Here is a 25,119-nt window from a genome sequence, read left to right on the forward strand (position 1 = left end):
CGCCGGCGCCCCGCGCGGACGCTCCCCAGCGCGGGGCGGCCGGATCAGAGGCCCGCGAGGAAGTCCTCGACCAGGCCCGCGAAGAGGTCGGGCCGCTCGATCTGCGGCATGTGGCCGCAGTCCGGGATGAGGCGCGTGCGCGCGTCGGGCAGCTCGCGCGCGACGGCTGCGAGGTGCGCGGGCGGGAGGATCCGGTCGCGGTCGCCCCACACGGCGAGCACCGGCAGGCCCGACTCCCGGACACCCTCCACGAGCGGGCGGCGCCAGCGGGAGCTCACGCCGCGGACCGTGCCGAGGTCGCGCGCGATGTCGAGCATCGTGGCCGCGTGGGCCGGCCGGGCCGAGAGCTCCTGCGCGTGCCGCACGCGCGCGTCGGTCGTGAGCGCGGGGTCGTGGAAGATGGCGCGGGTCGATCGCCGGGAGTTGCCGGGCGTCGGGCGCATGAGGAGCGTCGCGAGCGGGTCGAAGGCGAGCATCCGCAGGCCCGCCGTGACCTGCCGGCCGAAGCCCGCGCTGTCCGCGAGCACGAGGGCGCGCACGCGATCCGGGTGCCGGATCGCGAGGGTCATCGCGACCGCGCCGCCGAGCGAGTTGCCGACCACGGTCACGGGTCCCGCGACGCCCGCCGCGTCGAGGTACGCGGGCAGCGCGTCGGCGAGCGACTCGAGCGTGGTGGGGCCGGGGACGGGATCCGACCAGCCGAACCCCGGCAGGTCGACGCTGTGCAGCGCGTGGCCCGCGGAGAGACGGGCGTGCTGCTCGTCCCAGTCCTCGAGGCTGCGTCCGATGCCGTGCAGGAGGAGGAGCGGATCCCCGGATCCGGTGACGCGGTGCCGCATGGTCCGGCCGTCGACCTCGAGGGTCGCGGTGCCCGGGGCCCGGAGCGGGTCGACGTCCCCGGATGCGGCCATGCCGCGACCCTACAGAGTTCCCCCGCGCGGGGGATTCCGGCGATGTCGGGAGGAGGTGCGACGATGGAGGGGCTGCGCATCGCAGCGCCCTTCCCCGTCGCCCGGAGCCACGAGCCCCGCCCGACGTGCGGCGATCGACCGAGGTCGCCGATGAGCATCAAGGAGCGACACGGCATGACGATCTTCGAGCAGATGGAGTCCGAGGTCCGGAGCTACAGCCGCGGCTGGCCGGTCGTGTTCGACCGCGCGGTGGGCAGCGAGATGTTCACGGCCGACGGCGACCGCTACCTGGACTTCTTCGCGGGCGCCGGCGCGCTCAACTACGGGCACAACAACGCCGGGCTCAAGCAGAAGCTCGTCGACTACATCCTCCGCGACGGTGTCACGCACTCCCTCGACATGTTCACGGAGGCCCGCCGCGACTTCCTGCAGACGTTCCAGGACGTCATCCTCCAGCCGCGTGGGCTCGACTACCGCATCATGTTCCCCGGCCCGGGCGGCGCCAACGCGGTCGAGGCCGCGCTGAAGCTCGCGCGCAAGGTCACCGGCCGCACCACGATCGTGCACTTCACCAACTCGTTCCACGGCATGACCGAGGGCGCGCTCGCGGTCACCGGCAACGCGCTCAAGCGCGGCGGCGCCGGCCACCCGCTGCACCACGCGGTCGCGGTGCCGTTCGACGACTACCTCGGCGGCGAGACCGACAGCCTCGCGTACTTCGAGAAGCTGCTCGACGACTCCGGCTCGGGCTTCGACACGCCGGCGGGCGTCATCGTCGAGACCGTGCAGGGCGAGGGCGGCATCAACGTCGCGACGCCCGAGTGGCTCCGGAAGCTGCGCGACCTGACCGCGCGCCACGGCATCGTGCTCATCGTCGACGACGTGCAGATGGGCTGCGGCCGCACGGGCGGGTTCTTCAGCTTCGAGGAGTCGGGCATCGTCCCCGACATCGTCACGCTCTCCAAGTCCATCGGCGGCTACGGCCTGCCCATGGCGCTCACGCTGCTCAAGCCCGAGCTCGACCAGTGGAAGCCGGGCGAGCACAACGGCACCTTCCGCGGCATCGCGCCCGCGTTCCTCACGGGTGCCGAGGCGCTGCGGCTCTACTGGGCCGACGGCGAGCTCGAGGCGTCCACGCTGCGCAAGGGCGAGCGGATCCACGAGGTCTTCACCGAGATCGCCGCGGAGGCCGCGCCCGAGATGACGCTCAAGGTGCGCGGCCGCGGCCTCGCGCGCGGCATCGAGTTCCCCTCGGGCGACCTGGCCGGCGCGGTCTGCCGGGCGGCGTTCGAGCGCGGCATGCTCATGGAGACGAGCGGCGCCGGCGGCACCGTCATGAAGGTGCTGCCCGCGCTCACCATCACCGACGAGCAGGTCGAGGAGGGGCTCGCGATCATCCGCGCATCCGTCGCCGAGGTCCTCGGGTCCACGAGCGAGGAGCTCGCGGCCGACGAGGTGCCGCTGCCGGTGGCCGTCGGGAGCTGATCCGCGCTCCCGATCCCCGACGGCCCGGCCCGGCCCCGCACGCGCGGGCACCGGACCGTCGTGCGTCTACCGCGGCCGCAGGATCCGGTAGCGGTGCTCCGGGCGGCCCGTGGATCCGTAGTTGAGCTGCACGTCGACCACGCGGTCGCGGGCGAGCGCACCGAGGTAGCGCTGCGCGGTGGCGCGGGAGATGCCGACGCGCTCGGCGATCTCGGGGGCGCTGAGCTCCTCGTCGGATGCGGACAGGGCGTCGAGCACGGCCTGCTCGGTCGCCGGGCGCTCGCGCGCGGAGACGCGGCCGGGCCGGAGGGCGTGGATGGCGCGGTCGATGCCGGCCTGGTCGAGCGGGCGATCGCTCGCGAGCCCGGCGCGGAAGGCCGCGTAGGCCGCGAGGCGCGCGGTGAGCAGCTCGGGCGCGAACGGCTTCACGAGGTAGGAGACGGCGCCGCCGCGGAGGGCACGGCGGACGGTGGCGGGGTCGTCGGCGGCCGTGATGAGGATCACGTCGGGCTCGATGCGCCGCACGAGGTCGACGCCGCTGCCGTCGGGCAGGTACGCGTCGAGGAGCACGAGGTCGGGGCGGGACGTGTCGAGCACGGCGAGCGCCGCCCGCACGCTGCCCGCGGTGCCGACGGCGCGGAACCCGGGCGCCTGCTCCACGATGCCCTCGTGCAGGCGGGCGATGCGGAAGTCGTCGTCGACGACGAGGACCGTGAGGTCGTCGGTCATGCGGGGGCTCCGTCGGGGTCGGGGTGGTCGTGGTCGCGGGGGTCGTCGGCGGGTGGATCCGCGTCGGGCGGCTCGACCACGCCCGCGAGGCGCGCGCAGAGCACCGCGCCGCTCTCAGCACGAGGCGGCGGCCCGCCGGGGTCGGCGACCCACACGTCGCCGCCGTCGCGCCGGGCGATGTCGCGCACGAGCGGGAGGCCGAAGCCGAGGCCGTGCGCGGGATCCGCTCCCCCGCCCGCCGCGACGGCCTCCGCGGCCCCGCCCACGTCGTCGGGCCGGCGCTGGAACACGCGGCCGGCGTCGGACGCGGCGAGCCCGTCACCCGAGTCGGACACCGCGAGGTGCAGGTCCGCGCCGTCGTCGAGCGCCTCCACCTCCACCCACCTGTCGGCGCGGGATCCGCGGACGGCCGCCTGCACCGCGTTGTCGACGAGGTTGCCGAGGACCGTCGTGACCTCCTCGGGCCGCACCAGGAACCCACGGACGAGCGTGCCGGGCCCGACCCGTAGGGCCACGCCCCGCTCCTCCGCCTCCATCGCCTTCGCGCCGAGGAACGCCTGCAGGTAGGGCTCGTCGACGAGCCCCGCGTCCACCGTCGGGAACGCGACGGGACCCTGCTCGAGCACGCCCGCTAGGTAGCCGTCGGCCTCGTCCACCCGGCCGGTCGCGACGAGGCCGCGCACGACGTGGAGGCGGTTCGCGAACTCGTGCCGCTGCACGCGGAGCGCGGTGGACATCGCGGTGACGGCCGTCAGGCGGCGGCTCATCGCCTCGATGTCCGTCTCGTCGCGCAGCACCATCACCGTGCCGAGGTCGCGCCCGTCGCGGTCGACGCGGGCGACGTCGACGAAGAGCAGTCGGTCGTCGACCACCGCGCGCAGCGACGCGGATCCGGCGGCGGCACCGGCCTGCGCGCCGGCGACCGCGTCCCGCAGCACGGGCGCGACGCCGAGGTCCGCGAGCGTGCGGCCGACCGGATCCACGAGGCCGAGCAGCTCGGCGGCCCGCGGGTTGCAGACGGTCACCCGCCCGTCGGGACCGAGGCCGAGCACGCCCTCGCCGACGCCGGAGAGCACGGCCGCCTGGTCCTGCACGAGGCCGGCGAGCTCCGACGGCTGGAGGCCGAGGGTGAGGCGCGCGAGCCGCCGGGAGAGGATCCCGCTGGCCACCGCCCCGACGCCGAGCGCGAGCAGGGCGACGACCCCGATGGCCGCGACGTCGACGCCGATGGAGTCGCGCACGGTCGCCGCCGCGAAGCCGACGCTGACCTCGCCGACGACGCGGCCCGATCCGCCTCCCGCGTCGTCGTCGCCGCCCGCGGACGCATCCGCCAGCGCCCGCACCGGCACCTTCGCCCGCGCGGACTCCCCGAGCGTGCCGGTGGCCCACGTCACCTCCTCGCGCCCCGCGAGCGCGACCGTCGGATCCGTGCTCACGCGCTCCCCGAGCTCGGCCGGGTCGGGGTGCGCGAGCCGCAGCCCGCGGTCGTCGGTGACCACGACGAACAGCGCGCCGGTCCGCGCGCGCACCGCCTCAGCCGTCCGCTGCACCGGCCCGTCGGCGAGGTCGGACGCGGTGGCGACCCCGGGATCCGCGGTCTCGGCCGTCACGGCGGCCCGGAGCGCGGGATCCTCGGCGGCCGTCCGGGCGATCGCGAGCGCCGTCGCCTGCGCCTCCTCGCGGTTCTCGGAGGAGCTCAGCACCCCGTACGCGACCGTCGCGATCCCCACCACCACGAGCACGACGAGCAGCTGGAGGACGAGCGTGCGACGCGCGAAGTCGAGCCCCGTCCGCCGTCGCCCCGTCGCTCGATCCACCTGGTGAGCATAATGCGCAGAACGTCGTCTACGTGCACTATCGCGATCAAGCGGCACAAGCGCGACGGACCGCGGACGCCCACCTAGCGTTTGGTGTTCAGCCGGGCGTTCCGCCCACCGACGAAGGAGTCACGCGTGCTGGTATTCCTGGGCTTCGCCATGGTCCTCACCTTCATGGCGCTCATCATGACCAAGCGGCTGACGCCCATGGTCGCCCTCATCCTCGTGCCGACGATCTTCGCCCTCTTCGCGGGCGCCGGCCTTGGGCTAGGCGACATGGTCATCGAGGCGCTCGGCGACCTGGCTCCCACGGCCGCGCTGCTGATGTTCGCCATCATCTACTTCGGCATCATGATCGACGTCGGCCTGTTCGACCCGCTGGTGCGCCTCATCCTCCGGCTCGCGGGCGGCGACCCGGCGAAGATCGTGCTCGGCACGGCGATCCTCGCGGCCGCGGTCTCCCTCGACGGCGACGGATCCACGACCTTCATCGTCACCACCGCGGCCATGCTGCCCATCTACCGCAAGCTCGGGATGAGCCCGGTGGTCCTCACCTGCACGGCCGGCCTCGCCAACGGCACGCTCAACATCGTCCCGTGGGGCGGCCCGACCGTCCGCGCGGCGGCGGCCCTCAAGGTCTCGCCGACCGACATCTTCGTGCCGATGATCCCGTCGCTCCTCGTGGGCATCGCGCTCGTCATGATCTTCGCCTGGACCATGGGCCTCCGCGAGCGCAGCCGCCTGGCCGCGCTCGGCGAGGCGCGCGCCGAGGGCGGGCTCGACGCCGTCGGCGGCACGGGCGACTCCGGCTCCGGCGGGTCCACGGGCGGCTCGGGTTGGTGGCGCGCCGGTCGCGGCGCCCCCGCGACCCCGCGCGGCGGCCTCATCACCATGGCCCCGGCCCTCGTCCGCGCCGAGACGGCCCCCGTCTCCACGCTCGGCACGACGATGCTCGACCCCGACCGCGAGACCCTGCGCCCGCGCATGATCTGGTTCAACCTCGGCCTCACGATCGTGGTGCTCGCGCTGCTGATCCTCGACCAGCTGCCCCTCGCCTACGTCTTCATGGTCGGCGCGGCCATCGCGCTGATCGCCAACTTCCGCGACCTCAAGCGCCAGGGCGAGCGCATCGCGGCGCACGCGCCCAGCGTGGTCGGCGTGGTCTCGATGGTGCTCGCGGCGGGCGTCCTCATCGGCGTGCTGAACGGCACGGGCATGGTCACGGCGATGTCCGCGTGGCTCGTCACGATCATCCCGGACGCCCTCGGCCCCGGCCTCGCGGTGATCACCGGCGTGCTCAGCATCCCGATGACCTTCTTCATGAGCAACGACGCGTTCTACTACGGCATGCTCCCGGTGCTCGCGGAGAGCGCGGCGAACTACGGCATCGACCCCGTCGAGATGGCGCGCGCGTCCATCACCGGGCAGCCCGTGCACCTGCAGAGCCCGCTGGTACCGGCGATCCTGCTGCTCGTGTCGCTCGCGGACGTGAACCTCGGCGACCACCACCGCAAGGTCCTGTGGCGCGCGGTGCTCGTGTCGCTCACGATGCTCGCCGTGGGAGTGCTCACGGCGGTGATCCCGATCTGATCGGGAGCGCTCCTCCGGGAGCACGCGCACGCGGAGACCGGGCGGCTCGGGGGAGCGCCCGGCCTTCGCGCGTGCGGGGCGTGTGCGGGGTCCGTCGGATCCGGCGAGCGGGCTACGAGACCCGCCGCGCCACCTGGTACCCGGCGTCGGCGTAGACGATCTCGTACGTCGTGCCCGCCTGCGTCGCCTCGCCGTACTGGTCGGCGTTGAGGGCGCCCTGGCCGAGGCCGCCGCCGAGGGTGTCGATCACGACGTACTGCGGCGCCGGATTGCCCGGGTTGCCGAGCCAGAAGACCTCGTGGTCGTCGACGAGGTACGACATGAGGCCGATGTCGCTGAGCACGCTCGCGCCCGCGGGCACCTGGTCGAGCGCGGCCTGCGCCTGCGCGGCCCGCGGCGACGGCTGCCAGATGGCCGGCTTCGTCAGCTCCGCCATGGGCGAGCGGAGGAAGAGGGCGATCGCCGCGATCGCGAGCACCGGCACGGTCGCGCGCGACGCCATGGCGAGCCAGCGCTGCCGGCCCCGGCGAGCGCGCACGACGCCGTCGATGGCGGCGGCGAACACGATCGGCATGAGCACGGCGTCGTAGTGGTAGCCGGGCCCCCAGTACGCCTCGGTGGGCGAGAGGAAGCGCCAGGCGAGCGTCGGCACCACGAGGAGGAGAAGCGGCGAGCGCAGCGCGATGAGCGCGCCCGCGAGGATCAGGAAGGCGACCGTCTCGAGCTTCGGCGCGACGAAGAGCCCCGCGATGGTGCCGAAGGGATCCGCGAGAGCGCCGCCCGCGTCGAGCTTGGACGCGTAGTCCCAGCGGGCCTCGCGGTTGAACGCCGGGAGGATCACCGTGGTCGCGAGCACGAACCAGGCGACGCCCCAGCCGGCGAGCGCGACGCCGACGCGGCGGTCCATCGTGAGGGCGATGATCGCGCCGAGCACCGCGACCGTGAGGCCGAGGTCCTCCTTCACGAACACGAGCGGCACGGCCCACGCGGCGGCCGCCATCGCGCGGCGGGCGATCACGGCGTCGAGCGCGAAGGCCAGCAGCGGCAGGGCGAACGCGATCTCGTGGAACTGGAACGCGACCGCGCCCTGGATGCCCCAGCTCAGCCCGTACGCGGCCGCCACGACGATCGCGCCCCACCGGCCCGCCACGCGGCCGGCCAGGCGGCCGACGCCGACCACCGAGATCCCGATGAGGACGGCCTGCACCACGAGCAGCGCGAACGCGTGCGGGAAGACGGCGTACACCGGGCCGAGCAGCACGAGGATCGGGTGGAAGTGGTCGCCCATGAGGTTGAAGCCGTCGCCCTTGATGGAGACGAGAGGCGCCTGGAGGCGCGAGTAGTCCTGCGCGAGCTGCGTGAAGATGCCGAGGTCCCACGACTTCACGGTGAAGCGACGCCACTCGAGCGCCGAGTAGAGCACGTAGACGGCGGTGACGAGTGCGGCGACGACGACGGCGCCGACCGTGCCGGGCACGCGGGATCCGGTGATCGGCGCGGGGAGCGCGGTCGAGGACGGGGCGCCCGCGGGATCCGGCTCGGCGGATCCGGCATCGGCGGCGTGGCGGCGGTGGGCCGGTTCGTTCGTGCGGGTCACCGCATCAGGGTCTCACGCGGGGCCGGGATCGCGGGGGCGGGATCCCCGGGACCATCCGCTCAGGGCCGACGGGTGAGGTCGGGTCGGGTCAGCGGCGCTCGCCGCCGGCGCCCTCCTGACGCTCGCGCTCGGCGGCCATGGCGGCGCGGCCGGCGTCGCGGTTCTTCACGCGGATCTGCTCCTCGCGCACCTCGGCCTGCGTCGCGCGCTCCTGCACGAGCCACTGGGGCGGGGCCTGCAGCAGCTCCTTGATCTGGGCGGTGGTGAGCGCCTCGTCGACGCCGCCGCGGGCGAGACCGGCGATGGAGACGCCGAGCTTGCCGGCGATGACCTGCCGCGGGTGCGGGCCGTCGCGCAGCAGGGTGGCGAGCCACTCGGGCGGGTTGGCGGTCATCTCGGCGAGCTCGGCGCGGGACGGGGTCGACTCCTGGAACTCCACGGGGGTCGCCGGCAGGTGCACGCCCAGCTTCTTCGCCGCGGTCGCGGCCTTCATCGTCTGGCTGGATCCGGGGCTCGTCATGAGCCCAGGGTACCGTCGGGGCCCCGGGCGCCCTGCACTAGCCTGGATCGGACCCGCCGCCGCTCCGCGCGCCACCACCGAGCGGGCCATCGAGGGGACTCCCGTGGACGCCGACCCGACCGCCCTCCGGCGCTTCGCCGCCGTCGCCGACGAGCTGCACTTCGCCCGCGCCGCGAAGGCCCTCAACGTCTCGCGCATCGCCGTCAGCCGGTCGATCCTCGACCTCGAGGCGCTCTGGGGCGTCGAGCTGTTCGTGCGCGACGACGGCCCCACGCGCCTCAGCCCCGCGGGTGAGGAGCGGCTCGTCGAGGCCCGGGCCGCCATCGCCGCCGAGGACGCCCGCCTCGCCGAGGAGGCCGCCGCGCCGCCGCGGGGACTCGTGGTCGCGATCGTGCCCGGCGTCACCGTCGCCAAGTGGACCCGCGCCTGGGACGAGCGCGTGGCCGACGTGCCGCTGCGGGTCGTGCCGCTCGCGGAGCCCGACGCAGCCCCCGCCCTGGTCGACGGATCCGCGGACGTCGCGTTCCTCCGCCTCCCCGTCGACGGGCGCGGCCTCACGATCGTGCCGCTCTACGGCGAGGTGCAGGTCGCGATCCTGCCGAAGGAGCACGCGCACGCCACGGCCGACGCGATCGCGATCGCCGACCTCGCCGACGACCTGCTCCTGCAGCCGGCCGACCAGGTGCCGAGCTGGTCCGGGCGCACGGCGGGCGCGGATCCCGTCCCGATGCCCGACGACGTGGCCGCGGCCGTCGAGCTGGTCGCCGCGGGCGTCGGCTTCGTGGTCGTGCCGCACGCGCTCGGCCGGCTGCACGCGCGCAAGGACGTCGTCGCGGTGCCCGTGCACGACCTGCCCGAGACGCGGATCGCCGTGGCCTGGCGCGAGGGCGACGCCTCCCCCGACATCGAGGAGCTCGTGGGCATCGTCCGCGGGCGCACCGCCGCAAGCTCCCGATCGCAGCGCGACGACGACGAGCGCGACCGCCGGAAGCCGACCGCGGCGCAGAAGACCGCCCGCAAGGCGGCGGGCAAGCCGGGCGCCGCGGGCGCGAAGTGCGGGTCGAAGCCGGCGCAGAAGGGCGGCGGCAAGCGCACTCCCCCGCCGCGCGGCCAGCGGCGCGGGCGCTAGGACGCGAGCGGGCGGATCCGCCGCCGGCTCAGGCCGACCCGCGCCCCGCCTGCAGGTCGGCGATGACGCGCCCCACGTGCTCGCCCCAGCGGCGGTACATGGAGGCGTAGCGGAACTCGCCGCCCTCGAAGTCGACGGGACCCGCATCCGGCAGCTTCACCGACGTGACCTGCGGGAAGCGCTCGCAGACCTCGGCCTTGCGCTGCGAGAGGTACATGGCGTGGTCGCGGAAGAGGCCCCGCACGAACGCGCCCGCCTGCACGTACTGCGACACTTGCGGCACGTCCGAGACGAGCACGATCGAGTTGTCGGCGGTCTGCTCCACGAGGTGGTCGAGCAGGTCCTCGAGGCGGTGGACCCACGGGGTGATGCGCGCGAGCTCGAGCGCGTCGGCGACCCCGGGCATCACGAGCACGACGTCGTAGCGGTGCAGCTCGGTGATCTGCCGCACGGCCTCCTGCGTGGCGGTGAGGTGCTGGTCGGCGAGCGGGACGGTGCGCCACTCGACGCCGCGGCCCGTGATCGCGGCGAGCGCCTGCGCCGACTGCGCCGCGACGCCCTCCGCGTGCGTGCGGAGGCCCACGCCGGATCCGCCGATGCCGCCGAGCGCGAGGACGCGGTCGGGATCCGGACCCGGCACCACGCCGACGGGCGCGTCCGTGGGCACGGCCGCGGTCAGCGGGGTCGGGATGCCGCCGCGCAGGCCGGCCGCCACGAAGGGACGGACCGTCTGGTGAAGGAGGCGGATCGGCGGTGACATGGGCTCCCGTGGTTCGTGGGGCGTCCGTCCATCATGCGCTGACCATGCGCCGACCACCCCCGTGTCGGACGCACAGCCTATCGTCGTCCACGAGCGCGGCCGGGTGCTCGCGCCCCCGTCCCATCACCAGGAGCACCGATGACCCGCGAGCCCGAGCCCCTCGTCCACCACCCGCACGCCCGCTTCCACCAGGGCGCCTGGCGCGTGCAGGTCGCGTCGCAGCCCGTCCTCGGCTACGTCGTGCCCACCGTGCGCGCGGCCGGCGCGGATCCCGTCTTCGAGGTCTACGCCGACGCGGTCGACGACTCCGGCCGCCGGGTGTGGGTGTCCACCACGGTCACGCTGGAGGCCGCCGTCGCGTGGATGCGCGAGCACGACATGGAGCTGCTCTCCTTCGCGGGCGAGCACGCCCGACGCCGCCGCGAGCTCGCCACCGGCATGATGCCGACGCACTACTGAGGGCGCGGCGTCAGGCGTTCGTGAGCCAGTACGCGATGAGGAGCATCGTCACCACGAAGCCGGACAGGAAGTTGAGGCCGAGGAAGCGGCGCCAGCCGCGGTTCGCCGCTCCCGCGTCCTCGTCGCGGATCGACCAGAACGGCGCGGTGCTGAGGATGTACGGGATCACGAGCAGGGCCGCGAACACGCCGGGGAACCCCGTGACGAGCATCGCGACCCCGGCCGCGGCGTACGCGAGCACGGCGATCCGCACGGTGACGGCCCCGCCGAGCACGGTCGCGATGGAGGAGATGCCGCCCTCGCGGTCGGCGAAGATGTCCTGCACGGCGCCGAACGCGTGCGAGGCGACGCCCCACAGGAAGAAGGCCGCGAGGATCGCCCCCAGCGCGGGCGTGAACGCGCCGCCCGCGAGCACGATCCCGTAGACCGCGGGGGACGTGAAGTGCGTGCTCGAGGTGAGCGAGTCGAGCACCGGGCGCTCCTTGAAGCGCAGGCCCTTCAGCGAGTACGCGACCACGGCGAAGACGCTCACGGCGAGCACGGCGACGCTGGCCGCGGATCCCACGGCCACGAGGTAGACGAGGAACGGCACGTTCGTGACGAGCACCGCGATCAGCACCGGCCGGTGCATGGCCCGCGCGAGCACCGCGCCCTCCACGCCGCCCTTCCGCGGGTTCCGCATGTCGGACTCGTAGTCGAAGACGTCGTTGATGCCGTACATCGCGAGGTTGTAGGGGATGAGGAAGTAGAGGGTGCCGAGGATCGCCGTGAGGTCGAGCTCGCGCGTGACCGTGAGGTACGCGGCCGCGAACGGGAACGCCGTGTTCACCCACGAGAGCGGGCGGGACGACAGCGCGATGGTGCGCAGCATCTCCGCGGCGCCCGGTCGCGCGCGCACGTCACTCATGCGCTTCGATGCCGGAGACGCTGCGGCGGCGGCGCAGCAGGTACCAGACCGCCGGCAGCAGCACGAGCGCGGCGACCGCGTAGGCGAAGTCCTCGATGGGCGCGACGCCGAGGATGAGGCCGACGAGCTTGTCGCGGTCGTACCCGACGAGGCCGACCTGGATCATGATGTTGTCGAAGATCAGCGTCATCACGAGCAGGATCGCGACGGGCATCCGCCGGTACCAGTAGTACTCGGGGTAGTCGAAGCGGCTGGATCCGTACGGGACCGCGTTCGCCTCGCGCAGCAGCAGCCGGCGGAACAGGAAGCCGACGACGGCGACGGGGATCAGGAACAGCAGGTCGAGCAGGAGGTAGCTCATCGGTTCGCGCGCTCCCTCGCCCGGGCGACATGGTGGTCGGCGAGCCGGCTGAACCCGTTCACGAGGTTCATCGTGAGGTAGCAGAGCAGCGTGAGGAAGAAGACCTCCTCGACGGGCAGCTCGGGGCCCACGAGGATCCCCGTCATGAACGACGTCTCGCCGCGGAAGAAGATGCCCTGCGAGATGCCCGCGACGTCCCACGCGAGGAAGAAGGCGACGCCGATGAGGGTCGTGAGCGCCGCTGCCGTGCGGTCGCGCCAGAAGAACAGGCGCCAGCGACGGTCGACGAGCATCATGCAGCCGATCGAGACGAGCAGCAGCACGAGGTAGACGAGGCCCATCAGACCACCGGGCGGCCGACCGTGCGCACGAGCGGCACGGCGCCCGGGCCGGTCGACGTGTCGCCGCGGAGGCGCTTCACGAGGATCTCCGCGCTGATCAGGCACATGGGCAGGCCGATGCCGGGGATGGTGGATCCGCCGGCGTAGTGCAGCCCGTCGACCTTCTTGCTCGTGTTCCCGGCGCGGAACATGGCCGACTGGCTGAGCGTGTGGGCGGGACCGAGGATGGTGCCCTTCCACGAGTGCAGGTCGGCGGCGAAGTCGCCGGGGCCCGAGGTGCGGCGGAGGACGATGCGCTCGGCGAGGTCGGGGATGCCGGCCCAGTCGCTGATCTGCTGGATGGCGCGGTCGGCGATCTCCTCGACCCGCGCGTCCCCGGCGCCGCCGATGCCGCCGCGACCGATGGTCGGGTCGGCGGGGATCGGGACGAGGATGAAGACGTTCTCGTGGCCCTCGGGCGCGACCGACGGGTCGGTGGCGCTGGGCTTGCAGACGTAGATGCTCGCGGGATCCGGCACCGAGGTCGTGCCGCCCTTCGGCGGGAAGATGCGGGAGAAGTTCTCGTCCCAGTCCTCCGTGAACAGCAGCGTGTGGTGGTGCAGCTCGGGCAGGCCACCCTTCACGCCGAGGTAGACGAGCACGGCGCCGGGTCCGGCGGTGGCCTTGTCCCAGTACGCCTGCGGGTAGGTGCGGAACGCCTCGGGGATGAGCTCGGTCTCCGTGTGGTGGAGATCGGCGGTGGAGACGACCACGTCGGCCTCGAGGGTCTCGGTGCCGGCGTCGGTGGTGACCTGCACGCCGCGCGCCCGCGCCTTCCCGGCCTTCGTCGGCTTGGTGAGGATGCGCGAGACGGGCGCACCCGTGCGGATCTCGACGCCCTCGGCCCGCGCGACCCGCTCGATCGCGTCGATGACCGTGATGAGGCCGCCCTGCGGGTACAGCACGCCGTCCTCGAGGTCGAGGTGGCTCATCAGGTGGTACATGCTCGGCGCGAGCTTCGGCGAGGAGCCGAGGAAGACGGCCGGGTAGCCGAGGATCTGGCGGAGGCGGCGGTCCTTCACGTAGCGGGCCACGTGCGTCTCGAGCGGCGTGAGCAGCAGCTTCCCGAGCGTGCCGGTGCGGGTGACGACGTCGCGCTTCAGCAGCGGCCGGTAGTCGGCGAAGGTCGTGTAGAGGAAGCGCTTCTTGGCCATCTCGTAGACGTCCTTGGCGGAGTCGAGGTAGCGGGTCATCGCGGGACGGGATCCGGGCTCGACGCTCTCGAACAGGTCGAGGTTGGCCTCGCGCGAGTCGCGGATGACGATGGGCTCGCTCTCGCCCTCGAAGAGCACGCGGTAGCCGGGCAGGCGCACGAGGTCGAGCTGCTCGGCGGCGCTCGTGCCCAACAGACGGAAGAAGTGATCGAACACCTCGGGCATGAGGTACCAGCTGGGGCCGAGGTCGAAGCGGAAGCCGTCCTCCTCCCAGGAGCCGGCACGGCCGCCGACCTCGTCGTGGGCCTCGACGAGGGTGACGCGGTAGCCGTCGCGGGCGAGGAGCGACGCGGAGGCGAGGCCGGCGATCCCGCCGCCGATCACGATGGCGGTGGGTGCGGTCATGGCGCTCTCCTGCTGCTCGGGGTCGGACGGGGCAGGCTGGGTGGGGACGGGACGGGACGAGGGGGTGGGGCGGACGCCGTCGGCGCGGGGTCCGCGGGAGCGGCGCACGAGGCGGCCGTCGACTCCGGACGGCTCGGCGCCCGCGGCGGCGGCGAGAGCGATGCGGGCCTTGACGGGATCCGGCACCCGCACGCGCGTGCGCACGAGCTCGGACGCGGGGGTGTCGCGGAGGCGCACGGCGAGCTCGGCGAACAGACCCTGCGCGAGCGCGACGGCGCGGCGGCTGGAGGCCGGGAGGTCCGGGATCACGGCGCCGGACATGCGGAGGTCGTGGTCGATGTCGTCGAGGATGCGCTCCTTGTCGGCCTCCGAGAAGGACGCGACGTCGACGCCGGGGAAGTAGCTGCGGCCGAGCGCGCCGTGGTCGGCGGCGAGGTCGCGCAGGAAGTTGACCTTCTGGAACGCGGCGCCGAGGCGCTTGGCGCCCTCCTCGAAGCGGATCCGCTCGGGGCGCGTGGTCGCGTGGCCGACCAGGAACGCGCGCAGGCACATGAGGCCGACGACCTCGGCGGATCCGTAGACGTACTCGGTGAAGGAGGCGGGCGTGTGCTCCATGCGCCGCAGGTCCATGCGCATCGAGGCGAAGAACGGCGCGGTGAGCTCGGCGCCGAAGCCGGCGCGGCGGGCGGTGATCGCGAAGGCGTGCACGACGAGGTTGGTGCTGTAGCCGCGGAGCATGGCGTCCTCGGTCTCCTGCTCCAGCGCATCCAGCAGGGCCTCGACGTGCGCGGGATCCACTCCGGCACCGGCCGCGGCGCCGTCGACGATCTCGTCGGCCACGCGCACGAGCGCGTACACGTTCTCGATGTGCTGGCGGACGTCGGCGCCGAGCAGGCGCGACGCGAGCCCGAAGGAGGTGGAGTAGCGGCGGATGACGACGGAGGCCGTCTCCTGCGCGACGCGGTCGTACTTCTCGAGGCCCGTGGGCGCCTCGGGGGCGGCGGGCCGGCGGCCGGGCAGGCGACGCGTCATCGGATGCGCCCGAGCACGGACTCCGCGACGGGCGCGAGCTCCCGGCGGAGCGCCTCCGGCACGACCGGGTCGTCGAGGCGCGCGACGGCGGCGACCGCGAGATCCCGCGCGACGCCCTCGGCGTAGGCCCGGGCGCCCGAGCTCTCCAGCACCGAGCGGACGAGCGCCGCCTCGCCGCGGGAGAGGTCGTCCTTGCCGACGAGCGCGCTGATCTCGCCCCACTCCGACGAGCGGACGGCGTGCGCGATGAGCACGGTGCGCTTCCCCTCGCGCAGGTCGCCGAGGTTGGTCTTGCCGGTCTCCTGCTCGTCGCCGAAGACGCCGAGCACGTCGTCGACCACCTGGTAGGCGATGCCGATGTCGCGGCCGAAGTCGCCGAGCGCCGCGACCACCTCGGGTCGCGCGCCCGCGAGCACGGCGCCCGCCTGCAGCGGCGCCTCGAACGAGTACACGGCGGTCTTGAGCCGCTCCATGCGGAGGATCTCTTCCACGCTCGGCACGTCGGCGGTGAGCGAGAACTCGACGTCGATGAGCTCGCCCGCGGCCGACGCGAACACGGCGTCGTCGAGGATCTCCAGGAGGTGCGACCGGGTGAGGTCGCGCACGCCGCTCGCGTCGATGAGGCGGTACGCGTTCACGAGCGCGAGATCACCCGCGATGACGGCGGCCGACATGCCGCGATGCTCGGCGAGCGGCTGCGGCAGACCCTGCGTGGTGGCGATGTCGCGGTAGGCGCCGGAGACGTTGGGGCCGCCGCGCCGGGTGAAGTCGCGGTCGATGACGTCGTCGTGGACGATGAGCGCGGTGTGGAGCATCTCGAACGCGGCGCCGACGTGGGCCGCGGCCTGCACGTCCTGGCCGCCGAGGCCGTCGTACGCGGCCATGACCATGCGGGGCCGGAAGCGCTTGCCGCCGGCGGTGTTCGACTCGAGCGTGCGCCACAGCTTCACGTACTCGGAACCCATGACCTCGGCCCGCACGAGCGACCGCGCGAAGAACGCGTCCAGCACGCCGTTCACATGGGCCTGCCTCGTCGTGGAGACGGCAGCGAGGTTGGTGGCGTCCACGGATGAAACCTAACATCGTGGGGGTAACGGAAAGCAGGGAGCGCATGCCACAGCACACCGAGCTCGTCGTCCTCCTGGACGACGACGGCGAGACCATCGGGACGGCGCCCAAGGCGACGGTCCACACCCGCGACACCGCGCTGCACCTCGCGTTCTCGTGCCACGTCTTCGATGCGGAGGGGCGGATCCTCGTCACGCGCCGCGCGATCGGCAAGCTCACCTGGCCGGGGGTCTGGACGAACTCGTTCTGCGGCCACCCCGCGCCCGACGAGGACATGGTCGAGGCCGTGCACCGCCGCGCCGAGCAGGAGCTGGGCCTCACGCTCGCGTCCGTCGAGCTCGTGCTGCCCGACTTCCGCTACCGCGCGACCGACGCCGCGGGCATCGTCGAGAACGAGATCTGCCCCGTGTTCCGCGCCGTCGCGGCCACGCCGGTGAATCCGCGGCCCGAGGAGGTCGGCGAGTACCAGTGGGTGGATCCCGAGGAGCTCATCCCCGCGGTCGCCCACACGCCGTGGGCCTTCAGCCCGTGGCTCACGCTCCAGCTGCCGCTGCTGTACCCGGAGCACGCGGCCCACGTCGGGCTCGCGGAGGCGGCGGCGGTGCCCGCCGTCTGATCCGCACCCCGCACGACGTCGAGGGGCCCGGCAGCGCGAACGCTGCCGGGCCCCTCGACGTGGTGCGGCGGGGATCAGCCCCAGAACGCGCGGACCTCGTCGGCGACGCGCTCGGCCTGCGCACGGCCCGCCTCGGCGGAGGCCTTCCGGGTCGAGAGCAGGAGCGAGTTCTCGCCGAAGGCGGCCGTGCTCTCGGCGTCGGCCTGGATCACGAGCACGTCGGCCCGGCCGCGCAGCTGCTGCACGACGCCGGACAGCGTCGGGCCCATGCCGCTCTGCGGGGCCTCGGGGCCGCACGCGATGACGAGGATCCGCTCGTAATCGGCGACGACGTCGGCGTTCGTGCCGGAGCGCATGCCGCCGTCCATGTAGGGGCGGCCGTCGATGGTGACGGGCGGGAAGACGCCGGGCACGGCGCAGCTCGCGGCGGACGCCCGCACGAGGTCGGCGCCGGAGTCCTTGTCGAAGACGGTGAAGCGGCCCGTGCCGGCGTCGACCGCGGTGATGCGGAGGTCCTGCTCGGGCCAGTCGCGGATGGGCAGCAGCTGGCCGATGCGCTCGACGCTCGCCGCGTCGTCCACCTCGGGGTCGTACTCCTCGAGCGCGAACTCGCCGATCCTCTGGCGGGTGGGGATCTCGCCCGCGGTGCTCACGACGCCCTCGCCGATGACCTCGACCGTGCGCGCGAGGTCGCGGCTGCCGGTCGGCTCGGCCATGCCCGCCACGTCGACGAAGTGCTCGTCATAGGCGGCATCGATGGCGCCCGCGCGCAGGTTGATCGCGACGACGGATCCGGCCGAGGTGCCGACGACCGTGTCGGCCGCGCCCAGGTCGACGCCCGCCGCGATGAGGCCCGAGAGGAGGCCCGTCTCCCAGGCGATGCCGGCGACGCCTCCGCCGCCGAGGACGAGTCCCCGCGTCGTGCCCTGCTCGTCCGATGCCAGCGCTGCGCTCACGGCTGCTCCTCTCCCGGCCCGCCCCGTGCGGATCCTCGACCATCATCCACGAGCGCGGTGACCGCCAGGCGGACGGGAGCTGGACGCGGGCTCCGGCACCTCGACGACGATCCTCACGGACGCGCGACGTGCCGTCGGATGAGGACAGCCAGCCGACGTGGATCGATCGCGAGCTGGCGCGCCGAACGGCCCGCGAGGCGGTCCGCGAGGGCATGCAGGTGCTGCGCGGCGTCTCGGCGGGCGCCGATGAGGCCCGGCTGCCCGAGCGCCCATGGACCGGCGGCGTCCCCATGCCGTTCGCGGACGTGGAGGAGGTTCGACAGGTCGGTGACGTCCTTCACCGTCTGCCCACCCCGGCCACGCCACGCATACGCTTTGAGCACCACGGCCGCCTCCAGTCCGGGGACGACCACCGACGTCGACAGCTCCGTCCCGTCCTGGAGCAGGAGCGACGCGTCGAGATGCAGCGGGGACGCGACGGCGAGATGGAGACCGGGCATCGCATCGAGCCGGCGGCCGCCGTGGAGCGCATCGGAGAACCGACCGGTCAGGGTGGGGACGAGGAGATCGATCGTCGGCATCGGTTCGTCCTGTCCGAGCACGTATCTGTTCCCCGCGACATCCCGATAGCCGGCTGCGATGAGCGCCGCGTGCACGGAGCCGTCATCCGCGAGCTCGACGGGGATGCCCGCATCCGCATCACCTGTCCTCCGCTCGACGAAGCCCGGGCTCGGGAAGGCGGCGGTGATGAGTCCCACCATGTGGCCGCCGACCACGCGTGCATCGGGATGCGCCTCCAGCACCTTCGCGAGGTCGCGGAGCGCGATGAAGGCCGCGTCGTCCTCCGGCCCGCCTGCGACGAGGTGGGCGGTCGGCACGCTCACGCGTCCCCGTGCCAGCCGGCGCCTCCGGGGTGCCATGCCCCGCGGAGGATCAGGGCGCGGATCCGCTCTGCCGCCTCCTGCTGGTCGCCGGTGCTTCCGGTGCGCTCGACATCATGCGCGGTGATGACGGGGTCGGCGAACCCCGGCTCGACGCCGAAGGCGCGCGCTGTCGCGAAGAGGGTCCTGTCCGCAGGGACGGTGATGGAGAGCGTGTGGTCGGCGGCGTCCGCGAGCGCGAAGCCGACTCTCGCCGCGTCGAGGCCGGTCGGGGCATATGCGGTGACCCGCTCGGGCTTCCTCCATGCGCTGATGCGTCGCGCGGCGAGATCACCGGACAGCACGACGCCGTCCTGCCCCTGCACCATCCGCGCCTGGGTCTCGAGGTCGCCGTCGTGCCACCAGTGGGTCGTGATGCCACCGGCTCCCGGGTATTCCTCGTCAGCGAGGCGGAGTAGCAGCGCCCGGTCGCCCGCCTCGAAGCCCCTCGCCGTCCGGATGACGCCGTCATCTAGACGTGTGAGCGACTGGGACACAGCGGATTGCGTGAGACCGAGCAATTCCGCGAGGTCCTGCTGCCGCCGGAAGCGCCCCCCGAGGAGGAGCGCGCGGGCCACGGCGAGCTGCCCGAAGGGGCGGCGGCCGCGCTTCGGCGCCGGACGGCGATCGGGTCGATCCGCGTGCGGCTCACGCGCGTCCATCCACGCGGCACCGGTCGAGAGGTCCAGGAAGATGAGTCGGGGATCCCGCATCGCGGCAGCCTGGAGTGACGGGGTGAGGCGGTCGACGACGTACAGGACACGCTCGTCGGGATGCAGCTGCTCGAGGTCGTCGCGGATGTCGGACGGGGTCGGGACGCGTCGAGTCGTTCCCCGGAGGACTCGGCGCCCGTCTGCCGAGCGGAATGCGATCGCGCTCTCCGGCACGAGGGACAACCCCGCTGCTTCCAGCTCGCCCAATGCCGTGCTCACATCCATCGCTTCCTCCGGCATCAGTTTATGCAGATTCGACGCATTTTCTTATATGAGACCGATGCCGCCCCCGGCGAGGGTTGCCGCGCAGGCCGCGGGCACCCGCCTGGAGCGCAGGTCGGGAGCGCTCGGCGGACGGGAGCTGGACGCGGGCTCCACCCGGCGTCGAGAGCCATGAGACGGTGGATCCATGAGACTCGCCGAGGCGCTGATGGAACGGTCCGACCTGCAGAGGGGCATCGAGTCGCTGCGGAGCAGGATCCAGGCGACGGCGCGGTACCAGGAGGGCGAGGATCCCGCGGAGGACGCCGCCGCGCTCCTCGCGGAGGCGGGCGAGACGGTGGACCGGCTCGCGGCGCTCGTCACGCGGATCAACCTCACGAACACGGCCGCCGGCCTCGACGACGGCACGCCCCTCACGGCAGCGCTCGCCCGGCGTGATGCGCTGCGGACGCGGCACGGGATCCTCACGGCCGCGGCCGATGCCGCCTCCGGGCGGGCAGACGGGAGCAGCGTCGGCTACGCGCCGCGGCAGATGCGGAGCGAGCTGCGGCAGATCTCGGCGCTGCCGATCCGCGAGGTGCGCGACCGGGCAGACGACACGGGGCGCGAGCTCCGGGAGCTCGACGCCAGGATCCAGCGCGCGAACTGGGAGGTGGAGCTGGTCGAGGAGGCGTAGGGGCGAGTCGGTAGTCGTCCGGAGCGGGCACACCCCGGCGGATCAGCGGGCAACCTGATCCCCTGTGGCGCGGAGGGCAGCGCACCCGGCGAGAGCCGAGCACACGTCAGCCCCGCACCTCGCACCGGGAACGGTGCACGGGTACAGCTCACCACCACGTGCCGGTCGGACGACGAGGGAGGGTTCGGGGACCTCGCCCCTGCGTGACGCGGGCCCGGCGCGATGCGCGCCGGGCCCGTCTCTAGCCCGCGGCCGCGCGAACCTCGGCGGCCGTCACGACGCAGGCCGCGCGCGCGTCCGCGCCGCTCGACGTCTGCTCGGTGACGACGGTGCCGTCGTCGGCGTCCGGCGTCTCGACGCCCTGCGGCTCGGGCAGGGGCACCGGGCTCGTTGACGAGCGGGACTCCTCGACGGCGTCGCCGATGATCGTGGCGATGCCCACCGTGTAGACGATCGCGAGCACGATCGAGAGGATCAGCGCGATCGTGCTCAGGATCAGGCCGCCGAGCGCCATGCCCTTGGGCCGATCCTTGAGGATCAGGCCGATGATCCCGAGCACGATGCCGACCACCGCGAGGAATCCCGACGCGTAGTCGACGAGCGGGATGACCGCGCCGACGAGCGACACCACCCCGACGATGAGGGCCGCGAGCCCGACGCCGTTCGACGTCTTCCGGTCGCGGGGCGCGGTCGGCTCGGGGGCGTAGCGGAAGGTCATGCCCCGACCCTGCCAGGGATGCGGGCGGATCCGGCCGCAGCGGGGCCACGATCCCGCGACGGCCGGCCGGGTGGGGTCAGACCAGGACGTCCGCGACCGGCGTCAGCGGCATGTCGAGCGCCGCGGCCACGTGCGAGTTCGTGACGTGCCCGTCGTGCACGTTGAGGCCGAGCGCGAGCGCGGGATCCTCCGCGAGGGCCTTCCTCCACCCCTTCTCGGCGAGCGCGATCACGTACGGCAGCGTCGCGTTCGTGAGCGCGCGCGTAGAGGTCTCCGGCACCGCGCCCGGCATGTTGGCGACGCAGTAGTAGACGCTGTCGTGCACGTCGAAGGTGGGGTCGTCGTGCGTGGTGGGGCGGGATCCCTCGAAGCAGCCGCCCTGGTCGATGGCGATGTCGACGAGCACGGATCCCTTCTTCATGGTCGCGACCATCGCGTCGGTCACGAGCTTCGGGGCCTGCGCGCCGGGGATGAGGACCGAGCCGATCACGAGGTCGGCGTCCTTCAGCTGCGCCGCGATCTCGTACGCGGAGGAGACGCGCGTCTGCACCTGCCCGCCGAAGCGGGCCTCGAGCTCGCGGAGGCGGGGGATGGAGAGGTCGATGATCGTGACGTCGGCGCCCATGCCGAGCGCGTTCGCCGCCGCGTGCTCACCCGCGACGCCGCCGCCGATCACGACGACGCGCGCCTTCGGGGTGCCGGGCACGCCGCCGAGGAGGATCCCGCGCCCGCCGGCCGCGCGCATCAGGTGGTACGCGCCGACCTGGGTGGAGAGCCGGCCGGCGACCTCGCTCATCGGCTGCAGCAGCGGCAGCTGCCGGTTCGGGAGCTGCACCGTCTCGTAGGCGATGGCCGTGGTGCCGGAGGCGACGAGCGCATCCGTGCAGGGCCGGGACGCCGCGAGGTGCAGGTAGGTGAAGAGGGTCTGGCCCGGGCGCATGCGGGGGTACTCCTCCGCGACGGGCTCCTTGACCTTGAGCAGCAGATCCGCCGCGGCCCACACCTCGTCGGCCGTGGCGACGATGGTCGCGCCCGCCTCGACGTAGTCGGCGTCGGTGATGCTGGATCCGAGCCCCGCGCCCTCCTGCACGAGCACCTCGTGGCCGCGGCGCACGAGCTCGTGCACGCCCGCGGGCGTGGCGGCGACCCGGTTCTCGTTGTTCTTGACCTCGGTGGGGATCCCGACCTTCATGCGCGTGCTCCGTCTCGTCTCCCCGCGAGGTGCGGCCGGCGGCAGCGATGCGGGAGGGCGGGTCCCATGCTGGCCATCGTGCGTTTCGAACGCGTGAACTCCGTAGGATCGTCGGCATGGTCGCCTCATCCGGCGCGATCCTGCGGTGCGGAGAGGCGGTCGGGCGATGCCGACGAAGGAAATGCGGACACCTGAGCCGCTCGACGCGGTCGACCGGAAGCTCGTTGCCCTCCTCCGGGCCGACGCGCGCACCCCGAACAGCCGTCTCGCCGAGCAGGCGGGCATCGCGCCGTCGACGTGCGTGACCCGGGTGCGCGGCCTCGTGGAGCGCGGCGTGATCACGGGCTTCACCGCCACGATCGACGCCGACGCGGTGGGCGTGGGGCTCCAGGCGCTCATCAGCATCGCGATCCGCGCGGGCGCCCGCCACGAGATGGCCCGCTTCGCCGACGAGATGCGCGAGCTCGCCGACGTGGTGCAGCTCTTCTTCCTCGGCGGATCCGAGGACTTCATCGTGCACATCGCCGTCCGCGACAGCGACCACCTCCGCGACTTCGTCCTGAAGCACCTCTCGGCGCACCCGGCCGTCGCGTCGACCCGCACGAGCGTCGTGTTCGACCACCACTACTCGGGGCCGGCGGTGGGGGATCCGAGCGCCTAGCTGTCTAACGCGCGAGACGCTCAGCGGATCGCGTGCCCGGGGTGCTCCGCGTCGTACCGCTCGCGCGACTCCGCGATGCCCGCGCGCTCCGCGAGCGCCCAGTCGGCGAGGGCCTTCACGAGGTGCGTGAGCCGGCTGCCCGACGGCGTGAGCGCGTAGGAGACCTGCGCGGGCACGGTCGGGAAGACCGTGCGGGTCACGAGGCCGTCGCGCTCCAGCCGCCGGAGGGTGAGCGTCAGCATGCGCTGCGAGATCCCGTCGACGGCGCGCTGCAGCTCGCGGAACCGCCGCTCCCCCGACGCCAGCTCGACGACGACCATCACCGACCAGGTGTCGCCGACGCGGTCGAGCACGTCGCGGATCCCGCAGTCGGGGTGGTCCTCGCGGCCGCACGGCTCGAGGTCGGCGGTCACCGCGGTGTGCGTGAGTGACACGGGAGTGCCTCCTTGTGAGGGGTCGGGGGGTCGCAGCACGCTCGGAGACATCACCGACACGACCACGAGAGGTGGATCCATGATCCTCGTCACCGGCGCCACGGGCCAGCTCGGCTCCGCCATCCTCCAGCACCTCCGCGCGACGGGGGCCGACGCGATCGGCAGCAGCCGCTCCGGCGCCGACGGGATGCGGCGCATCGACCTCGACGACCCGACGACCATCTCCTTCGCCGGCGTCGGCACGCTGGTGCTCGTCTCAGCGGGCGAGGCCGAGGACGACGTGGTGACCGCGCGGCACGACGCCGCGATCACGGCGGCCGAGCGCGACGGCGTGGGGCACGTGATCTACACGAGCGTGGCGGCGGACGGGGATCACCTCGCCTTCGCGCTCGCGCACCGCTGGACCGAGCGGCGACTCGCCCGGAGCGGCGTGCCGTCGACCGTGCTGCGGAACGGCCTGTACGCGGAGCTGTTCGGGGCGCTGCTGACCTGGCGCGGACCCCGCCTGGAGTGGGCGTTCGGGGACGGCGCGCTCGCGGCCGTGGCACGCGGGGACCTCGCGGAGGCGGCGGCCGTGATCGCCCGCGCTCCGGAGGCGCATGCGGGCCGGCAGTACGACCTGGTGGGTCCGGCGATCACGGCCGCGGAGGTGGCCGATCGCGTCGGAGTGCCGCTCGACCGCCTCGACCTCGCCGCCCGGCGCGCGTCCTACGCGGACGCAGGGCTCAAGCCGTTCCAGCCCGCGATGCTCATGTCGATCCACACGGCCGTGCGGCACGGGTTCCTCGCCGGGACGAGCGAGGATCTGGCGACGCTGCTCGGGCGGGCGCCGACGCATGCGGTGCGGGTGGCGGCCGATGCAGCCGCCGCGGCCCGTCCGCGCTGACCGCCGCCGGATGCAGCGGCCGGGCTACTCCCCCGGCTGCCCCGCGTCGGTCACCGTCACGTCGGTGTGCACGAAGTTGAGGTAGGAGCGGGAGGCCGTGGGGCCGCGCTGGCCCTGGTAGCGGGAGGCGTACTCGCCGGATCCGTAGGGCTTCTCGGCGGGCGACGACAGGCGGAAGAAGCAGAGCTGGCCGATCTTCATCCCGGGCCAGAGCTTGATGGGCAGCGTGGCCACGTTCGACAGCTCGAGCGTGACGTGGCCGGAGAACCCGGGGTCGATGAAGCCCGCGGTGGAGTGAGTGAGGAGGCCGAGGCGCCCGAGCGAGCTCTTGCCCTCGAGGCGCGCGGCGACGTCGTCGGGCAGCGTGACCAGCTCGAACGTGGATCCGAGGACGAACTCGCCCGGGTGCAGGATGAACGGCTCCCCCGGCTTCGACTCGATGAGGCGCGTCAGCTCGGGCTGGTCCTCGGCGGGGTCGATGTAGGGGTACTTGTGGTTGTCGAACAGCCGGAAGAAGCGGTCGATGCGCACGTCGATGCTCGCGGGCTGCAGCATCCCGGGGTCGTACGGATCGAGGGCCACTCGTCCGGCGTCGAGCTCGGCGGTGATGTCACGGTCGGAGAGGAGCACGGCAGGAGCATACCGGCGCGGGGTGGCGTCCGGCCGGACTCTTGCTAGGCTGTGGTCTCGACCCGGCTCCTGGCCGGGCGCGCGAGTGTAGTTCAATGGTAGAACTTCAGCTTCCCAAGCTGATAGCGCGGGTTCGATTCCCGTCACTCGCTCCATTTCCGCGGACAGGATCCCCTCGGGACTACACCTGT

Annotated in this window: 26 protein-coding genes and 1 tRNA gene; 9 read left to right on the plus strand and 18 right to left on the minus strand. The window is 73.4% G+C overall.

The genetic code is table 11. The annotated features are described in order from the left end of the window. Nucleotides 1–44: 44 nt before the first annotated feature. Nucleotides 45–911, minus strand: coding sequence for an alpha/beta fold hydrolase (locus CMN_RS14000; protein ID WP_015491432.1), 867 nt, complete (start codon nucleotides 909–911; stop codon nucleotides 45–47). 150 nt (nucleotides 912–1,061) lie between these two features. On the opposite strand from CMN_RS14000, the gene ectB reads away from it, so the two are divergent. Further along, nucleotides 1,062–2,396, plus strand: a complete 1,335-nt coding sequence (gene ectB / locus CMN_RS14005; RefSeq protein WP_015491433.1) for a diaminobutyrate--2-oxoglutarate transaminase — start codon at nucleotides 1,062–1,064, stop codon at nucleotides 2,394–2,396. 66 nt (nucleotides 2,397–2,462) lie between these two features. On the opposite strand, the gene CMN_RS14010 is transcribed toward ectB, so the two are convergent. Then, nucleotides 2,463–3,125: a response regulator transcription factor gene (locus tag CMN_RS14010; protein WP_015491434.1), complete on the minus strand. Its 663-nt coding sequence runs from the start codon at nucleotides 3,123–3,125 to the stop codon at nucleotides 2,463–2,465. Further along, nucleotides 3,122–4,942: a sensor histidine kinase gene (locus tag CMN_RS14015; RefSeq protein ID WP_015491435.1), complete on the minus strand. Its 1,821-nt coding sequence runs from the start codon at nucleotides 4,940–4,942 to the stop codon at nucleotides 3,122–3,124. The genes CMN_RS14010 and CMN_RS14015 overlap by 4 nt, the downstream gene beginning before the upstream one ends. A 159-nt stretch (nucleotides 4,943–5,101) precedes the next feature. On the opposite strand from CMN_RS14015, the gene CMN_RS14020 reads away from it, so the two are divergent. Then, nucleotides 5,102–6,532, plus strand: a complete 1,431-nt coding sequence (locus CMN_RS14020) for a CitMHS family transporter (protein ID WP_227077790.1) — start codon at nucleotides 5,102–5,104, stop codon at nucleotides 6,530–6,532. A 112-nt stretch (nucleotides 6,533–6,644) separates the two neighbouring features. Here CMN_RS14020 and CMN_RS14025 read toward each other — a convergent pair whose 3' ends face one another. Both CMN_RS14025 and CMN_RS14030 read right to left on the minus strand, forming a co-directional pair. Beyond that, nucleotides 6,645–8,129 (minus strand): DUF2079 domain-containing protein, encoded by a 1,485-nt coding sequence (locus tag CMN_RS14025; protein WP_015491437.1) that lies wholly within the window; start codon nucleotides 8,127–8,129, stop codon nucleotides 6,645–6,647. 88 nt (nucleotides 8,130–8,217) lie between these two features. Then, nucleotides 8,218–8,649 (minus strand): DUF5997 family protein, encoded by a 432-nt coding sequence (locus CMN_RS14030; RefSeq protein ID WP_015491438.1) that lies wholly within the window; start codon nucleotides 8,647–8,649, stop codon nucleotides 8,218–8,220. 103 nt (nucleotides 8,650–8,752) lie between these two features. Here CMN_RS14030 and CMN_RS14035 point away from each other — a divergent pair, with 103 nt between their 5' ends. Next, a complete protein-coding gene (locus tag CMN_RS14035) occupies nucleotides 8,753–9,778 on the plus strand; it encodes a LysR family transcriptional regulator (protein ID WP_015491439.1) in 1,026 nt (341 codons plus the stop codon). A gap of 28 nt (nucleotides 9,779–9,806) precedes the next feature. Here the strand turns inward: CMN_RS14035 and CMN_RS14040 are convergent, their stop codons facing one another. Then, nucleotides 9,807–10,493, minus strand: a complete 687-nt coding sequence (locus tag CMN_RS14040) for an SGNH/GDSL hydrolase family protein (protein WP_231853760.1) — start codon at nucleotides 10,491–10,493, stop codon at nucleotides 9,807–9,809. A 183-nt stretch (nucleotides 10,494–10,676) separates the two neighbouring features. Between CMN_RS14040 and CMN_RS14045 the strand changes: the two genes are divergently transcribed. After that, nucleotides 10,677–10,997, plus strand: coding sequence for a hypothetical protein (locus CMN_RS14045; protein ID WP_015491441.1), 321 nt, complete (start codon nucleotides 10,677–10,679; stop codon nucleotides 10,995–10,997). Nucleotides 10,998–11,007: 10 nt separating this feature from the next. Here the strand turns inward: CMN_RS14045 and CMN_RS14050 are convergent, their stop codons facing one another. Genes CMN_RS14050 through CMN_RS14070 form a run of 5 tightly spaced genes read right to left on the minus strand, consistent with a single transcriptional unit; the run spans nucleotide 11,008 to nucleotide 16,303 of the window. Beyond that, nucleotides 11,008–11,904, minus strand: a complete 897-nt coding sequence (locus tag CMN_RS14050; RefSeq protein WP_015491442.1) for a prenyltransferase — start codon at nucleotides 11,902–11,904, stop codon at nucleotides 11,008–11,010. After that, the gene (locus CMN_RS14055; RefSeq protein ID WP_015491443.1) at nucleotides 11,897–12,265 is read right to left on the minus strand and encodes a lycopene cyclase domain-containing protein; all 369 of its coding nucleotides are present in this window, start codon (nucleotides 12,263–12,265) and stop codon (nucleotides 11,897–11,899) included. The genes CMN_RS14050 and CMN_RS14055 overlap by 8 nt, the downstream gene beginning before the upstream one ends. Further along, on the minus strand, nucleotides 12,262–12,606 hold the full coding sequence (locus CMN_RS14060) for a lycopene cyclase domain-containing protein (protein ID WP_015491444.1): 345 nt from the start codon (nucleotides 12,604–12,606) through the stop codon (nucleotides 12,262–12,264). The genes CMN_RS14055 and CMN_RS14060 overlap by 4 nt, the downstream gene beginning before the upstream one ends. Beyond that, on the minus strand, nucleotides 12,606–15,236 hold the full coding sequence (gene crtI / locus CMN_RS15510; RefSeq protein ID WP_015491445.1) for a phytoene desaturase family protein: 2,631 nt from the start codon (nucleotides 15,234–15,236) through the stop codon (nucleotides 12,606–12,608). Before crtI ends, CMN_RS14060 begins: the two co-directional genes overlap by 1 nt. Further along, a complete protein-coding gene (locus tag CMN_RS14070) occupies nucleotides 15,233–16,303 on the minus strand; it encodes a polyprenyl synthetase family protein (protein WP_227077701.1) in 1,071 nt (356 codons plus the stop codon). The genes crtI and CMN_RS14070 overlap by 4 nt, the downstream gene beginning before the upstream one ends. A gap of 44 nt (nucleotides 16,304–16,347) precedes the next feature. On the opposite strand from CMN_RS14070, the gene idi reads away from it, so the two are divergent. After that, nucleotides 16,348–16,920 carry an isopentenyl-diphosphate Delta-isomerase gene (gene idi, locus CMN_RS14075; protein WP_015491447.1) on the plus strand — a complete coding sequence of 191 codons (573 nt, stop codon included), beginning with the start codon at nucleotides 16,348–16,350 and terminating at the stop codon, nucleotides 16,918–16,920. Between the two features lie 74 nt (nucleotides 16,921–16,994). On the opposite strand, the gene CMN_RS14080 is transcribed toward idi, so the two are convergent. The 3 genes from CMN_RS14080 to CMN_RS14090 all read right to left on the minus strand — a co-directional run bounded on the left by CMN_RS14080 (nucleotide 16,995) and on the right by CMN_RS14090 (nucleotide 19,509). Next, a complete protein-coding gene (locus tag CMN_RS14080; protein WP_015491448.1) occupies nucleotides 16,995–17,876 on the minus strand; it encodes a patatin-like phospholipase family protein in 882 nt (293 codons plus the stop codon). Between the two features lie 113 nt (nucleotides 17,877–17,989). Continuing rightward, complete coding sequence (locus CMN_RS14085; RefSeq protein ID WP_131666512.1) at nucleotides 17,990–18,652, minus strand: hypothetical protein; 663 nt, start codon at nucleotides 18,650–18,652, stop codon at nucleotides 17,990–17,992. A 104-nt stretch (nucleotides 18,653–18,756) separates the two neighbouring features. Next, nucleotides 18,757–19,509, minus strand: coding sequence for a cyclic nucleotide-binding domain-containing protein (locus tag CMN_RS14090; RefSeq protein WP_131666515.1), 753 nt, complete (start codon nucleotides 19,507–19,509; stop codon nucleotides 18,757–18,759). 409 nt (nucleotides 19,510–19,918) lie between these two features. Between CMN_RS14090 and CMN_RS14095 the strand changes: the two genes are divergently transcribed. Beyond that, nucleotides 19,919–20,407 (plus strand): DIP1984 family protein, encoded by a 489-nt coding sequence (locus tag CMN_RS14095; RefSeq protein ID WP_015491451.1) that lies wholly within the window; start codon nucleotides 19,919–19,921, stop codon nucleotides 20,405–20,407. A gap of 241 nt (nucleotides 20,408–20,648) precedes the next feature. On the opposite strand, the gene CMN_RS14100 is transcribed toward CMN_RS14095, so the two are convergent. Continuing rightward, a complete protein-coding gene (locus tag CMN_RS14100; protein ID WP_041465324.1) occupies nucleotides 20,649–21,125 on the minus strand; it encodes a hypothetical protein in 477 nt (158 codons plus the stop codon). Nucleotides 21,126–21,201: 76 nt separating this feature from the next. Continuing rightward, the gene (gene ald, locus CMN_RS14105; RefSeq protein WP_015491452.1) at nucleotides 21,202–22,317 is read right to left on the minus strand and encodes an alanine dehydrogenase; all 1,116 of its coding nucleotides are present in this window, start codon (nucleotides 22,315–22,317) and stop codon (nucleotides 21,202–21,204) included. Nucleotides 22,318–22,483: 166 nt separating this feature from the next. On the opposite strand from ald, the gene CMN_RS14110 reads away from it, so the two are divergent. After that, nucleotides 22,484–22,978: an Lrp/AsnC family transcriptional regulator gene (locus tag CMN_RS14110; protein WP_015491453.1), complete on the plus strand. Its 495-nt coding sequence runs from the start codon at nucleotides 22,484–22,486 to the stop codon at nucleotides 22,976–22,978. Nucleotides 22,979–22,998: 20 nt separating this feature from the next. Here the strand turns inward: CMN_RS14110 and CMN_RS14115 are convergent, their stop codons facing one another. Then, on the minus strand, nucleotides 22,999–23,412 hold the full coding sequence (locus tag CMN_RS14115) for a winged helix-turn-helix transcriptional regulator (RefSeq protein ID WP_015491454.1): 414 nt from the start codon (nucleotides 23,410–23,412) through the stop codon (nucleotides 22,999–23,001). Nucleotides 23,413–23,491: 79 nt separating this feature from the next. Between CMN_RS14115 and CMN_RS14120 the strand changes: the two genes are divergently transcribed. Continuing rightward, on the plus strand, nucleotides 23,492–24,298 hold the full coding sequence (locus CMN_RS14120; protein WP_015491455.1) for an NAD-dependent epimerase/dehydratase family protein: 807 nt from the start codon (nucleotides 23,492–23,494) through the stop codon (nucleotides 24,296–24,298). 24 nt (nucleotides 24,299–24,322) lie between these two features. On the opposite strand, the gene dcd is transcribed toward CMN_RS14120, so the two are convergent. Next, the gene (gene dcd, locus CMN_RS14125) at nucleotides 24,323–24,928 is read right to left on the minus strand and encodes a dCTP deaminase (protein WP_015491456.1); all 606 of its coding nucleotides are present in this window, start codon (nucleotides 24,926–24,928) and stop codon (nucleotides 24,323–24,325) included. 81 nt (nucleotides 24,929–25,009) lie between these two features. Between dcd and CMN_RS14130 the strand changes: the two genes are divergently transcribed. After that, nucleotides 25,010–25,083 (plus strand) — tRNA-Gly (locus CMN_RS14130). Nucleotides 25,084–25,119: the final 36 nt, after the last annotated feature.

This window comes from Clavibacter nebraskensis NCPPB 2581 (assembly GCF_000355695.1).
Taxonomy (GTDB): domain Bacteria; phylum Actinomycetota; class Actinomycetes; order Actinomycetales; family Microbacteriaceae; genus Clavibacter; species Clavibacter nebraskensis.